Consider the following 14,758-nt stretch of genomic DNA (forward strand, 5'->3'; position numbering starts at 1 on the left):
TTAGATATCTTCATATACTATAGTAAAAGAGGAAGCTTATTGCTTCCTCTTTACCTTTTAGTTACAGGATATATATTCTTTTGATTAACCTGATCACTGTTTTCCTTAGATTGCTATTTGTTAACTTATAGTATTAACCTGCAAGTTTTCCAATTTGAAGCTCATACATTTGATAATATTTGCCTTTTAATTCCATGAGTTCATCATGGTTTCCTCTCTCCACAATTCTTCCTTTATCGAGAACAAGGATTTGGTCAGCGCTTTTAATAGTAGAAAGACGGTGTGCAATAATAAAAGTGGTTCTACCTTTCTTTAGCACCTCCATTGCTTCCTGAATCAAGCTTTCTGTTTCTGTATCAATACTGGATGTAGCTTCATCAAGAATCAGGATAGCCGGATTAAAAGCCAAAGCACGGGCAAAGGATATTAATTGGCGCTGCCCTGATGAAAGAGTACTCCCTTTTTCAACTACCGGTTCATCAAACCCATGTTCAAGATTGGCCAACACGCGGTCAGCTCCCACATCCCGTAACGCTTTTTCAGCTACTTCTCTCGAAATTTTTGGATCATCAAGTGTGATATTCGAAAGGATGGTTCCAGTAAACAAATATGGATCCTGTAAAACAATTCCCATATGCTCACGCAAGGTTTGATGTGGGATATCTTTCAATTCTATCCCATCAATGCGGATAGCCCCCTCCTGATAGTCATAAAATCTGAATAACAGATTCATAATGGAGCTTTTCCCAGAGCCTGTATGCCCCACTAGGGCTATTGTTTCGCCCTGACTAGCCTCAAACTGAATATCCTTTAATACTTTTTCTCCTTCTTTATAGCTAAAAGATACATGATCAAAATCAACATGCCCTTTAAAACGTGGCTTACGTTGATCCTCAACATCAATACCTTCCTCATCCAGAAGTGCAAATACGCGTTCACCGGCTACCATCGCCTGTTCAAAATTTGCAAACTGATTGACAATTCCTGATATTGGGTGGAACAGACGATTTAAATAATTCACCATCGCGTATAAAACGCCTAGACTGACGACTGATTCACCAGATGCTGCCATACCTCCGAAATACCATATAAATAGTGTTAATGTAATAACACGCAAAGCACCTACAAGATTTCCATTTAACAAGGAATTTAATTTTTGCATTTTACTTTGGTATACATAATGCTCTGTGTTCAGTTTTTCAAATTCCTCTGTTGTTTCTTTCTCCCGCTTGAATGCCTGAATGATATTCATCCCATTTATGGATTCGTTAATCATGGCATTAATATCACTTATACGTGCCCGAATGACCCTATTATACTTTGTAGCAAATTTACGAAATAATAATGTCCATCCAACGAGCAGCGGCAGAATAATCAATGTCACCATTCCAAGCTTTACATTAAGCAAAAATAGGGCAATGATAATTCCGATAATATTAACCGTACTCGAGAAAAAATTAGCTAAAACCCTTACATACAGCTCCCGAATTGCTTCGGTATCATTTGTAATCCGTGCCACTACCTTTCCTGCCGGTAAATTATCAAAGTAGCGAATCGGCAGTCTTTGAATTTGAGCAAAAACGTCCTTTCGCATTGTTTGAATAATTCGATTCGCTGCTTTTTGTAAATAATAGCTCTGCCCATATTGAAAGAAGAATGCCACAACCATAATTCCGAAATACAGAGCAAGTAATTGCATTATACGGCTGATCTCTGGCTGATAAAACGCCATGATTTGTGCTCCTGACAATTTCTGAGCCTCATAGGTTGCTCTTTTTTCTCCACTAGTAATCACCAGCTGCCCATCTTTATAGGATCTCTTCCCATCAAACTCTATCGGTTGGTTTAGGAATAAAAACGTCGTCCCAACCTGTTGGATGGCAACCTCACTTCCGGTCCATTCCCCATCCTCTACATAGGCCTCACGTTTATATGTGCTCCCCTGATAGTGAACGGCATCCTTTGTATTCTTCGTTTCCACCCATGGAGATTCAATCCCCATGATATGGTTGTCTATCATGTTTTTCCCGATATAGGGTCCGATTAAGTCCGCCCCTACTGAGATGGATAACATCATTAGTGCTAGGATAATGGTTCCTTTACACTTCACTGCATATTGATATAAACGTTTTCCCGTCTTCCAACCGGATTCCGTTTGTTCCAAATGTTCGTTCATTAGGCGCTCACCTCCTTATTCGCTTCAATTTGCTGGCGATCAAATTGTTCTTTATACCAGCCCTTCTTATTGAGCAGCATTTCATGTGTGCCTTCCTCAATCACCACTCCATCATCTAGTACAATAATCCAGTCTGCATGCTGTACTGCTGATAATCTGTGAGTAGTGATTATCGTCGTTTTGTTGCTTCGTTCATTCCGAATATTTTCGATAATCGTTGTTTCTGTCTTGGCGTCCACTGCAGAGAGGGAGTCATCGAGAATCAGAATCTCCGGATCTTTAATTAACGCCCTGGCTATTGAAATCCTTTGCTTTTGTCCGCCAGATAAAGCAATACCTTTTTCCCCAACCAGCGTCTCCAGTCTGTTCGGCAGTCTCTCTATATCTTTTTCAAAATCAGCGAGGCGAACTGCTTTCCAAAACTCTTCATCAGTTGCTTCCATTTTTCCAAATAAAATATTCTCCCGAACTGTTTTAGAAAATAAAACATGATCCTGCGGTACATATCCAATCCATTCCCGGACATCCTCAAGATTTTGTTTTTCAATCGGTACATCGGATAGGGAAAGAATTCCGTTTCCAGCAGGATATTCACGGAGCAATTGTTTCACAAATGTGGTTTTTCCGCTTCCTGTTTTTCCGACGATTCCAATGGTATCCCCGCTATCGATTTTGACATTGATATCGGCTAGATTATCCACCTTTGAAGAAGGATAACGGAATACTACTTGATCAAATATAACGTTCTCTAATTCCGGGACATCCACTGGATTCGGATCATTTTTTACATCCTCCTGAGAAGATAATGTTTCGTTCATGCGATCGAGAGAGGCATTTCCTCTTTGCATGACATTAATTAATTCCCCAATGGCGATCATCGGCCAAATCAGCATCGATAGATATACGTTAAAGGTCACAAGCTGCCCAATTGAAATGGCTTGAGCGAATACTAGATTGGCTCCATATCCAAGACTGATTAAATAACTGATACCAATAACGAATGTGATAACCGGATCAAACATGGCATCTACTTTCGTTACTTTCATGTTTTTCTCATATACATCTTCTGTCATCTCTTCAAAGCGTTTTTCATCCGCTCGTTCCTGTACATAAGCACGAATGACACGGACACCCGCGACTGATTCAAGGACCTTGTCATTTAGTTCACCAAAAGCATCCTGTGCTACTGTGAAGTGCTCATGAATTCGCTCTCCGCCCTTTTTGACTGCCCATGCCATAATCGGCAAAGGTAAGATGGCGGCAAGCGTAAGTTCCCAACTAATTGTAATGGCCATTGTTGCTAAAATCGCAATCATATATAAGGTAGAATCCATTAACGTTAAAATACCGAATCCTGCTGTAACGGATATAGATTTAAGATCATTGGTTGCTCTTGCCATTAAATCGCCTGTACGATTCTTTTCATAGAAGGTTGGTGTCATTTTTAATAAATGACCTATAAATCCTGAGCGCAGCTTCCGCTCTAAAACATACGCTCCACTAAATAACTGGTAATTCCATATATAGGTTAGTATATAGAGGGTGACCATTAACCCGATCATCCACCAAACATAGGTCATGAGTGTCTCCTGATTCATTTCACCTATACTCATGTCATCTATGGCCATCCCAACAATCATCGGTGGCAAAACCTCCAGCACATTTACGATATTCAATAACGCGATTGCGACTGTATACCGAATCCAGTGCTCTTTAAAAAACCAACCTAATTTCTTTAAAACCGAAAACATTCCATCTCCTCCTTTGTCTTAACCGAAGAACATTTTAATTGCTACGTACTGTTTGCCTGTATGTCCCTTGAGATTTTTACATTGACCACATTTGATTCCATTTTTCTTCCTCCTTTTTTGAATGCAACTTAAAATTACCAACAAAAAAAGACTGCAACGATTACGTGTTGATACTTCCTCCAATCAAAAGAAGATTCGAACGTAAAAACGTCCAATCTTTACATTTGAGTTAGACAAAAGTACTCACGGCAACGTGCAGTCTTTTCGTTTAAAACGAGTTAAATCATATTTAAACGGGAGGACTGCACAAATCTCATATCGACTCGATGATACGCTACAACAATCACTGATTTTTTCATCATACAGTCCTCCTTTCATTGATAAGTAAATTGGTAAGTCTTTACACAGATTACTACTATTTGAATTGTTAGTCAATTACAAATTTAAAATATTTTCAAAAATTTAATTGCATGTTCGCTCATTGAATTATTTTTACAAAAACATCCATACTACCTTGCATTAAACAGTACCGTGTGTAATACTATAGTTACTACTATACAATGTATAATAGCGAAGGAAAGGAGGCTTTACGATTGAATGTCCAATTCAAAAAGGGCGTTTTAGAGCTTTGCGTACTTGTTATGTTAAATAACAAGGATCGTTATGGATATGAGCTCGTTCAGGGGATTTCCGATAAATTTGAAATTTCCGAAGGAGCCGTCTATCCGCTTCTCAGACGACTTACCAAAGAAGAATATTTCACGACCTATTTACAGGAATCTACAGAGGGGCCCTCTCGTAAATACTATCATCTAACAGAAAAAGGCCGGGATTACCTGAAGCAGCTGGTAAGAGAATGGCAAGCATTTTCCACAGGTGTTAATCAAATTATTGAGGAAGGTGAAGTACAGTGAATCGGGAACAATTTTTGCAACAATTATCTAACCATCTTAGCGCCCTGCCTAAAGAGGAACGCAATGACATCTTAAATGATTATAATGAGTATTTTGAAAATGGTTTATTAGAGGGAAAGTCCGAGAGTGAAATATCAGATAATCTTGGTTCTCCTGAATTAATCGCAAAGGAATTAAATATATCGAATACATTTGCCGAGATAGACAGGAAGATGACCTTCTCAAACGTCTTTGGTGCGATTGGATTAACAATTGGACTGAGCTTTCTGAATCTAATTTTTGTCCTTGGTCCTGCCATAGCTCTTGGAGGTATATTGTTAGGCGGTTGGGGGGCAAGTATCGGTCTCATATTATCACCATTCCTCCACCTGATTGGTATTATATTGGGTTTCAATCAGGCCTATGCATTTGAAGTTTTTCTTTCAATCGGGTTCAGCGGTTTAGGAATTCTCCTCTTGTTTGGCATGTATTATGTAACCATCTTTAGTTCTAAAGTGTTTATTAAATATTGCAAATGGAATGTTTCAGTTGTAAAGGGAGGTATGAAGCATGTATAAAAAGTGGCTGATTGTAGCTGGAATACTCATCGTTATTGGCTTTTCAGGAGCATTGCTGACTGCAAAATCGTTTTTTTCACTTCAAAATGAGAATGACAAACAAACGAAGCAGTTTCAAAGTTCAGAGATACAATCGATTGATGTCAATAATACCGTAGGGACAATCAAGCTGGCAGAAACATCTGGAGATGAAATTATTGTTGAGACAATTGGGTCTAAAATGTCCAATCCCATAAAAATAGAAGAGAACGGTGAAACCCTGTCCATTACAAACGAGGCGGATCATACTATTTCTCTAGGTGTTAATTTTAAAAAATCATCAGAGAATATTACAGTCTATTTGCCAAAAAAACAGTATGACAGAATCTCAGCATCAAATGAAGTCGGTGAAATTACAATCTCTCAGATTAATGCAGCCCACTTAAATGCAGAATCAGAAGTTGGAAGCATTCATATAAGCGATGTATCCTCCACTTCAATAATCGCTTCTTCAGAGCTAGGGAACATTAAGATACAAAAATACAGCGGCAAGCTCCAGGTCGATAATGAAGTTGGCTCGATTGATATTTCGACGGATGAAATCACTGAACCGCTTATCGCCAAAAATGAACTTGGAGAAATCGACTTAACAATTAATCAGGATCCAAATAACATCTTAATTACAGCAGACTCTGAGATAGGCAGTAAACGAATCTTTGGCAAAAAAACCGGAAGTTATATGAGTGGGGATGGAAGCATTACAGTTCAACTGAGCACGGAGACCGGCAGTATTCGTGTTACTGATTAATGAAAAACCCGATAAAACCTTCAAGGGCTTTATCGGGTTTATTTTCAATTCTATCAAACAGCTGTTTTAGCCTGATTTTGAGCAGCATCCACAAGGATGAATACCGCTGACAACAAGTGCATAATCATTCCAATACCAGGAATGAAGCCAACAACGGACGTTACAATTCCCAGTATATTTCCGTTAGCTTTTATTCCGGCTTTATACGAAAAGACTACAATGATGATATGGAAAGCAAGCATAATAAATAAGGGTACCCATGCCATGCTTAGGATAATTGTTCCTCCAAGAACAGGTATACCTAATAATGCTTCCATACCGCCTGATACCCATTTTAAAATATTAATCATTTGACGACTCATTACTAGCCACCCTCTCTCTTATATATTTTTTAAAATATTATTCTATAATAACTATATTTACTATATACCCATTAATCTAAATATTATTAACTCTATTTTTCAATAAATATGTATTATGTTTATATAATTTTGTCTTTCTTATCTTTATGTACATCCATTTTTCCAGTAACCATCTAACACGTTGCTGCTATTATAAACCTCCTCCTGCCCTACTTCATCAATAGAACTACTCCCCATCAATTAAAATTCCAAAAAAGATAACAGCACAAGCGGTATCGCCATACATAAAGAATACCTTTTAATCGTAGATTGCAAAGATATGAAAGTAATCAATCAAGATGTAGATAAGATTATTTATCAAAAGGAAGGATTAAGTAAATCCATAAATGCAAATGCTGACAGCCAATACATTCAATTTACCCCTTTCGATGCGAGTTTTTCTGCTCAGATTATTTTTGATCTATTTGACCGTATTTTGGAGCCGAATAGCTTGAGGATATCCGATATTGCTGCATTTTGTATTTCACAATTTGCATATGGAGATAAGTTAACCATTGAACAACACTAGGATATCCAAAGCCAAAAGGTCATTTATATTGGAGATCAATATGGCTATACAGGTTCGAGCAGTCCGTTCCTCGCTTTCCATGAAGGGATACAGGATGGGCGTATTAAGCGCGGAGATTATGTTATGTTTTGGACAGTTGGTGCAGGACATCAGTTCATCGCTATGTTATGGAAATACTAATCTCTTTATATAAAATGAAACGGATCTAGCATCAAGTCGTTGCAGGAACAAAAAATCCACCTTGTTTTTTAGGTGGATTTTCTCTTATCATTTTTTATTAAACTGACTTCGCCCGAGCGTTTCAACCGTCCTCGGAATTAAACTGTAAATCTTACTTCCCGCATTCATCCAGCCTGGTGCATTAATTTCCCGCTTATTTTTTAGCATGATATTCGTGATTTTTTCTGCCAGCTTGACCGGATCAATCATCAAGCGTTCAATGTTTTTGATATACGTACCTTCTTTATCTGCGATATTAAAGAAATTGGTTTTAATCGGTCCAGGATTGACGGATGTAACAAAAACATTCTCTGTATGCATTTCCATACGTAAGGCATTTGTAAATCCAAGTACCGCATGCTTCGTTGCTGAGTAAACACTTGATTTCGGCGTCGCCATTTTCCCAGCCTGGGATGCAATATTGATAATGTGGCCTGATTTCTTTTCTGCCATCGCAGGCAGTACCATTTTCGTACAGGCAATGAGTCCAACCACATTTGTATTGATCATGGATTCTGTATCATCTAAACTTGCGTCCAACACTTTCTCGAAAATTCCAAAGCCAGCATTGTTCACCAGAACATCGGTATCTCCCACTTCATTCTTGATGTGGGCAAATGTCTGTTCAACAGCATTCCGATCGGATACATCCAATGTATATACATAAACCTCGCAATTAAAATCAGTCATTAATTCTTTACGGATTTTTTCTAATTTGTCCAAACTCCGTGCGATTAAAACCAATTTTGCTCCACTTTTAGCAGCATGTCTGGCAATTTGTTCACCTAACCCGCCTGAGGCACCCGTAATCGTAACAATTTTCCCACGAATTCGTTCATTCATGTACTTCACTTCCTCATTAATGGTCCATTATTTATTATAATACCATACGACACCATCAACCATTTCACTTTCAATTTCATGAAGACTATCTAGATAATCGAGCTGGCCCAATGTCTCAAACAATGCCAGTGCTGGATCTCTCTTAACAGCCTTCGGAAATAATTGTATAGCTAATTCCAAGACGTTCCGACGGTCTTCCCCAATGAGGCTTTTAACATGAAATGCCCGCTCATGCTGATTTTTTAAACGTTTCTCTATTAGCTGGTATGGTTCAGTAATGTCCTTTCCATGCCCTGGATATACGATTGTCAGTCTTTCATTTTGCAATCGACGCAAGCTATCATTCAGTTGCAGTTGCGGCTTCAATCTCTCCTGCTCTGCCCTTTTCGGTACCTCCAGAATCGGGTTAGGTGAAATTTTACCCAATAATAAATCTCCGCCAATCAGTGTACCTGACTCTTCATGATAGAAGGATAAGTGACCCTGTGAATGGCCAAAGGTTTCCATTGCTCTCCAACCAGGATGGCCGGGAATCCAGTCTCCTTCTTTCAAAAAATGTGTGAGGGGTTTTGAACCCGAATATGTATATAGGGACTCTACATCATTGGCATATTTCATCAATTGCGGAGGTACGCCAAATTGCTTTGCCATACTTGTAAAATAATCTTTTTGTTCCTTCATAAATGCTGGATCCCTTTTAAGATACCGCTGGTTATCTTCATGTCCATACAATGGATCTTCTTGAAATACATCAATTAATCCACAGTGGTCAGAGTGGTGGTGGGTTAATATTACCTGTTCAATATCAGATAGCCTATATCCCAGTTCCTTTAACTGCCGTTCAAGTGCCTCTTTTGCTTCCTGTGTTTTAATTCCGGCATCTACCAGAGTTAAAGCATCTCCTTTTAGAAGATACGTATTTACATCTCCGACAGCAAACGGAGTCGGTATAATAATTTTTTCAGCTACCCTTGTAATCGAACTCATCTCATTACTCCCTGTTATGTATTTTAGTAATTATTTTTACATAATTTGTATGAAAATTCCATCATAAAGTTTGAATATTCTTGACACATGAGCTATTTTTTTGCATAATTTCTATTAATATCAAATAAATATACTTATACAAGCGTTCGAGAAAGAATAGTAAATCATGTATGGCGTAAGAGAGTGAAACCCGTTGGCTGTAAGGTTTCGCCGCCCACTGATGATTGAACCTGCCTTTCGAGCTGTCAGGAAAACCTGGCCGTCCGACCGGGCGTTATCCGGTATAAAGATGCAAGCATTCTAGAGCCGAATGCTCGTAAATTAAGGTGGTACCACGGAAGAATAGCCTTTCGTCCTTTACAGGATGAAGGGCTTTTTTTATTTTTACAAAGGAGGCAGGAGCATGAATAAAAAAATTGCTTTTCTTGGAGCCGGTTCTATGGCTGAAGCATTGATTGCAGGCATTGTAAAAAAAGGGGCAACTTCACCCGGAGATCTTTGGGTCTGTAATCGGAACAATGATCCTCAACTAGAACGCTTGAAAAAAAACTATGGCGTTATTCCATGCCGCAACATGTCCTCCCTTCTATCTGACGCAGATATCATCCTGATAGCCGTTAAGCCGAAGGATGTTTATACAGTCTTACAACAAGCCAAACCTTATCTAACCAGTAAGATGGTACTTATATCTGTTGCCGCAGGAATTTCTATTCAAAGCATTGAAGCCATTTTAGAGAATACTATGCCGATTATTCGGGCTATGCCAAATACATCTGCGGCAGTTGGAAAATCCGCCACTGCTATTTCAGGGAACATCTATATGAAACCAGAGCATCTTACACTGGCTAAAGACATTTTCAATACGGTAGGAATGGTCGTTTTTACAGAAGAAGAGAAAATGGATGCCGTCACAGGCCTCTCTGGAAGCGGACCAGCATATATTTATTACTTAATTGAAGCCATGCATCAATCAGCCCAACAAATTGGTCTTAATCATCAAGAAGCTCAAACTCTGATTATCCAAACGTTAATGGGAGCTGCCGAAATGGTCCACTCCTCCGATAAATCTCCTCAAATGCTGCGTTACGAGGTAACAAGTCCAGGAGGAACTACTGAAGCAGGTATCCAAATCCTTGAACAACATGGCGTTAAGGAAGCCTTTATTAAATGCATTCAAGAGGCTACCCTCCAATCAGAGCGTATGGGTAAGGAATTAGGAAGTAAAATCAAAGAAAAAATTCTATATGAGTAAAATAAATAGTTATATGATGCGCGTATCAATTACAGCACTTCTCTAAGCGCATTCAGAAAAATGGTCAATCATTAATCATCTAACGGGAGGATTATACTATCCTCTCTTTTTTTACTATCCCACTCCAGTAGGCTTTCAACATTCAGCCCAGCAAATGTTAGAATCCCGCTCTCCCCTCATACATGATGAAATAATGATTGAACTTTTAAGGCCACCTCCATTGGTCTTACGTCAATAGATGTTAACTTTTCAAGACCCACCCATATTGGCAGGTACGTTCCTCTTCCCCTTGTTTTGTTTGTATATTCATCACCTTGCCCGGTGCCTATAGTTCCAGATAAAATTTCTGCCTTGTAGAAGTATTGGTTATTTCCGTTATATTTTACTTTTGAAATACATTCATTAACATTTACACCTACCCCCAATTCCTCGATGGCTTCCCTTTTAGCTGCAGCTTCAGGTGTTTCACCATTCTCTATGCCTCCTCCAGGAAAAACATAATAAACAGAAGCATTCAAACTTCTTTTAATGAGTACTATCTGATTGTTTTCTATAATTACCACGGAGCTCCGATCTCTCATAGCCATTCTCCTCCCTGTTTACGAGTATTGTTCTTGATATTTTTTATATAAAACCATGACTTATAGCAAAATAGCTGACCTTTTAACATTCGTAACATATTAATAAGGTAAAGAGGAATTTTCATAAGCTAATTTTAAATCCATTAATTCTCGAGAGTAATGATTGCTGCAGAAATTTAGGCTGTCCCAACTTTAAATATTGTCCAATCCATCTATCACTTTAAACCATATGATGGCTATGTAATGGGAATTCGCTCCCATTATTGCAGCAATGAACAGGAGGTGTCTGTATTGAGTGATTCTTATGGTGGTAAAGGTGTAGGAAGCTTTGCTTTCGTTGTTGTTCTTTTCATCTTGTTAATTATTGTCGGTGCTTCTTATGTTGGAGGCGGCTACGGCGGTTACTAAGTAAGATAGGGGGCATGTACTCGGGGATTCCCGGGCCACATGCTCTCTTCCTTTTATTTGAAGCATTTGATTAGTCACCCCTTAATCCCAACTGTTATACTTGGTTACTGAAAGGAGTTGTCATCAATGACTAAATCATTATTATTTGAACCATATACAATTAAAAATATAACTCTTAAAAATCGGATTGTCATGTCACCGATGTGCATGTACTCCAGCTACGAACGTGATGGAAAAATACAGAACTGGCATATGACTCACTATACAAGCCGGGCTGTCGGCCAGGTTGGTTTAATCATCGTGGAAGCAACCGCAGTTACTCCGCAAGGTAGAATTTCTGATCAAGATTTAGGCATTTGGAGTGACGATCACATTGAAGGTTTACATACGCTAACTGCTATGATGAAGGAATATGGCACAGTTCCCGGGATTCAGCTCGCTCATGCAGGGCGAAAAGCTGAGCTTGAAGGTGAAATTATCGCACCTGTTTCTGTGCCTTTTAATGAAAAAATGAAAACTCCTAGAGAAATGACCAAAAAGGATATTGCCGATACAGTTGAAGCCTTCAAACAAGCCGCTATTCGTGCCAAAAAGGCAGGATTTGAGGTTATGGAGATTCATGGCGCACACGGATACTTAATCAATGAATTCCTAACTCCTGCCGTTAATACTCGTACCGATGAATATGGCGGATCGCCGGAAAATCGTTATCGATTCCTAAAAGAAATCATTACTGCTATTAAATCTGTTTTTGACGGCCCATTATTCGTCCGAATCTCCGCTAAAGATTATCACGAAGACGGATATGAACCGGAAGATTATATTCAATATGCCCGTTGGATGAAAGAAGACGGAATCGATCTTATTGATGTAAGCTCCGGTGGTGTAATGTCAGTACCGGTACCAAGCTTCCCAGGCTATCAGGTCCCAATGAGTGAGACAATCAAGCATGAAGCCAACATTGCAACTGGTGCCGTCGGATTAATCACATCTGGCGTACAAGCGGAGGAAATCTTACAAAATAACCGTGCTGATCTAATTTTTATCGGTAGAGAATTATTACGTGATCCATATTGGCCTAAAAATGCTGCCAAGGAACTGCGTGCTTCTGTTGAAGCTCCTGTGCAATACGGTCGCGGTTGGTAATTTCCTTCGATTAAATCATTGTTTTGATTTAATAAAGTACAGGAAACAAATTAAGAAAAAAGTATCGTTTCTATAGAAACGGTGCTTTTTCTTTTTTTGAACCTTAAAATTCGACAGGAGAATACAAAATAACAATGACAAGATCTTAAACTAAAATTAAATAATTACATATTGGAACAATTCGATGTAGCTGTAGATTAGTATTTTTCCTTCACATCCGTACCAAAGGGACAAACATTTCTTCAGTTTCTCTTATCAGAATTTATTTTTCACAACAATTACATTATTTTCATGTTAAGACAAAAAAATGAATGCCGATAGTTAATTGAAGACCATTGTGACTTTCCTAATTGATAGGAGGAAAAATATATTGAAAAAGAAAAAAGCTCGTTCAATCAAGATTAAATTATTAATGTTAACTTTAACAACGTTAATCATTCCTGTTATCGTTATCGGTATCAGCGTATTTTTTATCTCAAAAGATCAATTGATTGAAACAGAGAAAGAAAATCTCCAAACAAACACTGATATGACAATTGGAATGATCGGACTCTTACACCAACAAGTGAGTGCTGGTTATATTTCCTTAGAGGATGCACAGCAACAATTAAATGAAGAGATTCTGGGAGAAGAAGAGCAAGTTTATCAAGGTTATGATTTTGGAGAAGATGGAGAACTATCTGCAATCGACAAAGATGGCACTCTTACCTTACATACTAAAAACGCAGATACAAATTATAAAGACCTTAAAACAAACGGAGACAAAACAGTGGATCAGCTGATTCTTGAGAAAGGTGAGAACGGGGCTTTCATATCGTATTCTTCCAAAAAGGATGATGTTGAAAAAATAGCTTATGTTAAAAGGGAACCTTATTGGGAATGGACGATTATATCCAGCAAACCCGTCGCAAAAATTACATCTAAATCATCTGAGCTTGCCTGGTTAGTAGCTGTAATATCAATTGGCTCTGTCATCATTGCCAGTTGTACTGCTTACTTCTTTTCTGGAAAAATAGCCAAACCCATTTCACAGGTTAGTAAAGGCTTAAATCGGATTGCGACCGGCGATTTTTCAATCTCTCCATTAAAAAATAAACGCAAGGATGAATTAGGACAGTTGGCTAATGATTTTAATACAATGGTAGATAACACAAAAATACTGATTACACAGGTTAACCATTCAACTGAACAAGTTGCAAGAGCATCCGAAGAACTGACTGCAAGTTCGGAGGAAACAACTCACAGCACTGAAGAAGTATCCAATTCAATTAACCATGTTGCCGATGTGTCTGATTCTGCTAATACTCGACTTCAGGAAAGTGTACACGCTCTTGAGGAAGTGACAACCTCTATCCAGCGTCTGGCAGGTGTATCAAACGAAATCTCCGAAACAGGCAGCAAGGTCGTATCAAAAGCAAATCATGGGAATGAATTATTATCCAGGACCATTCAGCAAATAGAGTTTATTTACAAGAAAGCCACTGAAAGCGAAGAAATCCTGAAAATGCTGGATACCAGTTCCAGTGAAATCAGCAAGATTTCAGGAACTATTTCAGCCATTGCCGATCAAACAAACCTTTTAGCATTAAATGCAGCTATTGAAGCAGCCAGAGCTGGAGAACATGGAAGAGGCTTTGCTGTTGTCGCAGATGAGGTACGAAAGCTTGCTGAGCAATCTCAATCCTCGTCCAGCCAAATCGTCAACCTTATTAAAGAAATCCAGTCAAATATGGAAGGATCGATTTCATCCATGTATGAGGTAAAGGTCGAGGTTGAGGAAGGGATGTCTGTTATCAATAATACGGAAGAGGCTTTCAAGGAAATTGTGGCTTACATGGTTCAAATGGAACAAGAAGTGAATAGCATGGCCGCTTCAGTCCAACAGATTTCGGCCAGCTCCAACCTTGTATCGGATTCCATTAATCAAGTAGCAGAGGATATATCAAGTGTGTCAGTGCATACAACTAATATAGCTGCCTCTACTGAAGAACAGCTTGCAGCCACCGAAGAAATCAGCCTTTCCTCAAGCTCTCTATCCAAGCTCTCATCAGAGTTACAGGAGCAAATGGCGAAATTTAAGCTATAAAAATCTCTTATTACAATTGAAAACTTGGAGAAAATCCAATTTAAAGAAAGACCTTCAGAGAATTTCGCGTGCTGGCAACATTCTTTATGGAAGGTCTTTCTTTTTTCTATTTTATAAGGTT

15 protein-coding genes are annotated in these 14,758 nt (G+C 38.6%); 9 read left to right on the forward strand and 6 right to left on the reverse strand.

Annotated elements, in window-relative coordinates; all coding sequences use genetic code 11:
* Window positions 1-133: 133 nt before the first annotated feature.
* Window positions 134-2,176 (reverse strand): ABC transporter ATP-binding protein, encoded by a 2,043-nt coding sequence (locus AC4G3O_RS04030; protein WP_139892416.1) that lies wholly within the window; start codon window positions 2,174-2,176, stop codon window positions 134-136.
* The gene (locus AC4G3O_RS04035) at window positions 2,176-3,927 is read right to left on the reverse strand and encodes an ABC transporter ATP-binding protein (protein WP_490551188.1); all 1,752 of its coding nucleotides are present in this window, start codon (window positions 3,925-3,927) and stop codon (window positions 2,176-2,178) included. Before AC4G3O_RS04035 ends, AC4G3O_RS04030 begins: the two co-directional genes overlap by 1 nt.
* 593 nt (window positions 3,928-4,520) lie before the next feature.
* Here AC4G3O_RS04035 and AC4G3O_RS04040 point away from each other — a divergent pair.
* Genes AC4G3O_RS04040 through AC4G3O_RS04050 form a run of 3 tightly spaced genes read left to right on the forward strand, consistent with a single transcriptional unit; the run spans window position 4,521 to window position 6,185 of the window.
* Complete coding sequence (locus AC4G3O_RS04040; RefSeq protein ID WP_066104658.1) at window positions 4,521-4,841, forward strand: PadR family transcriptional regulator; 321 nt, start codon at window positions 4,521-4,523, stop codon at window positions 4,839-4,841.
* On the forward strand, window positions 4,838-5,398 hold the full coding sequence (locus AC4G3O_RS04045) for an HAAS signaling domain-containing protein (RefSeq protein ID WP_066104661.1): 561 nt from the start codon (window positions 4,838-4,840) through the stop codon (window positions 5,396-5,398). The genes AC4G3O_RS04040 and AC4G3O_RS04045 overlap by 4 nt, the downstream gene beginning before the upstream one ends.
* A complete protein-coding gene (locus AC4G3O_RS04050) occupies window positions 5,391-6,185 on the forward strand; it encodes a DUF4097 family beta strand repeat-containing protein (RefSeq protein WP_139892417.1) in 795 nt (264 codons plus the stop codon). Before AC4G3O_RS04045 ends, AC4G3O_RS04050 begins: the two co-directional genes overlap by 8 nt.
* Before the next feature lie 53 nt (window positions 6,186-6,238).
* On the opposite strand, the gene AC4G3O_RS04055 is transcribed toward AC4G3O_RS04050, so the two are convergent.
* Window positions 6,239-6,547, reverse strand: a complete 309-nt coding sequence (locus AC4G3O_RS04055; protein ID WP_225983600.1) for a hypothetical protein — start codon at window positions 6,545-6,547, stop codon at window positions 6,239-6,241.
* Between the two features lie 319 nt (window positions 6,548-6,866).
* Here AC4G3O_RS04055 and AC4G3O_RS04060 point away from each other — a divergent pair, with 319 nt between their 5' ends.
* Window positions 6,867-7,115, forward strand: coding sequence for a hypothetical protein (locus tag AC4G3O_RS04060; RefSeq protein ID WP_066104667.1), 249 nt, complete (start codon window positions 6,867-6,869; stop codon window positions 7,113-7,115).
* 3 nt (window positions 7,116-7,118) lie between these two features.
* Window positions 7,119-7,295, forward strand: coding sequence for a 3-oxoacyl-[acyl-carrier-protein] synthase III C-terminal domain-containing protein (locus tag AC4G3O_RS04065; RefSeq protein ID WP_077248084.1), 177 nt, complete (start codon window positions 7,119-7,121; stop codon window positions 7,293-7,295).
* Window positions 7,296-7,382: 87 nt separating this feature from the next.
* On the opposite strand, the gene AC4G3O_RS04070 is transcribed toward AC4G3O_RS04065, so the two are convergent.
* Window positions 7,383-8,177, reverse strand: coding sequence for an SDR family NAD(P)-dependent oxidoreductase (locus tag AC4G3O_RS04070; RefSeq protein WP_066104670.1), 795 nt, complete (start codon window positions 8,175-8,177; stop codon window positions 7,383-7,385).
* A gap of 27 nt (window positions 8,178-8,204) precedes the next feature.
* Window positions 8,205-9,164 carry an MBL fold metallo-hydrolase gene (locus AC4G3O_RS04075; protein WP_066104672.1) on the reverse strand — a complete coding sequence of 320 codons (960 nt, stop codon included), beginning with the start codon at window positions 9,162-9,164 and terminating at the stop codon, window positions 8,205-8,207.
* A gap of 403 nt (window positions 9,165-9,567) precedes the next feature.
* Here AC4G3O_RS04075 and proC point away from each other — a divergent pair, with 403 nt between their 5' ends.
* Window positions 9,568-10,416, forward strand: coding sequence for a pyrroline-5-carboxylate reductase (gene proC / locus AC4G3O_RS04080; RefSeq protein WP_491135878.1), 849 nt, complete (start codon window positions 9,568-9,570; stop codon window positions 10,414-10,416).
* Window positions 10,417-10,592: 176 nt separating this feature from the next.
* Here proC and AC4G3O_RS04085 read toward each other — a convergent pair whose 3' ends face one another.
* Entirely contained in the window at window positions 10,593-10,997 is a 405-nt protein-coding gene (locus tag AC4G3O_RS04085; RefSeq protein ID WP_066104677.1) for an NUDIX hydrolase, read from the reverse strand.
* A 291-nt stretch (window positions 10,998-11,288) separates the two neighbouring features.
* Here AC4G3O_RS04085 and AC4G3O_RS04090 point away from each other — a divergent pair, with 291 nt between their 5' ends.
* The 3 genes from AC4G3O_RS04090 (at window position 11,289) to AC4G3O_RS04100 (ending at window position 14,637) form a co-directional block, all read left to right on the forward strand.
* Complete coding sequence (locus AC4G3O_RS04090) at window positions 11,289-11,405, forward strand: YjcZ family sporulation protein (RefSeq protein ID WP_077248053.1); 117 nt, start codon at window positions 11,289-11,291, stop codon at window positions 11,403-11,405.
* Window positions 11,406-11,531: 126 nt separating this feature from the next.
* On the forward strand, window positions 11,532-12,551 hold the full coding sequence (gene namA / locus AC4G3O_RS04095) for an NADPH dehydrogenase NamA (RefSeq protein ID WP_066104680.1): 1,020 nt from the start codon (window positions 11,532-11,534) through the stop codon (window positions 12,549-12,551).
* A gap of 412 nt (window positions 12,552-12,963) precedes the next feature.
* Window positions 12,964-14,637 carry a methyl-accepting chemotaxis protein gene (locus AC4G3O_RS04100; protein WP_491135939.1) on the forward strand — a complete coding sequence of 558 codons (1,674 nt, stop codon included), beginning with the start codon at window positions 12,964-12,966 and terminating at the stop codon, window positions 14,635-14,637.
* Window positions 14,638-14,758: the final 121 nt, after the last annotated feature.

Source organism: Bacillus sp. z14 (2026), from assembly GCF_058313575.1.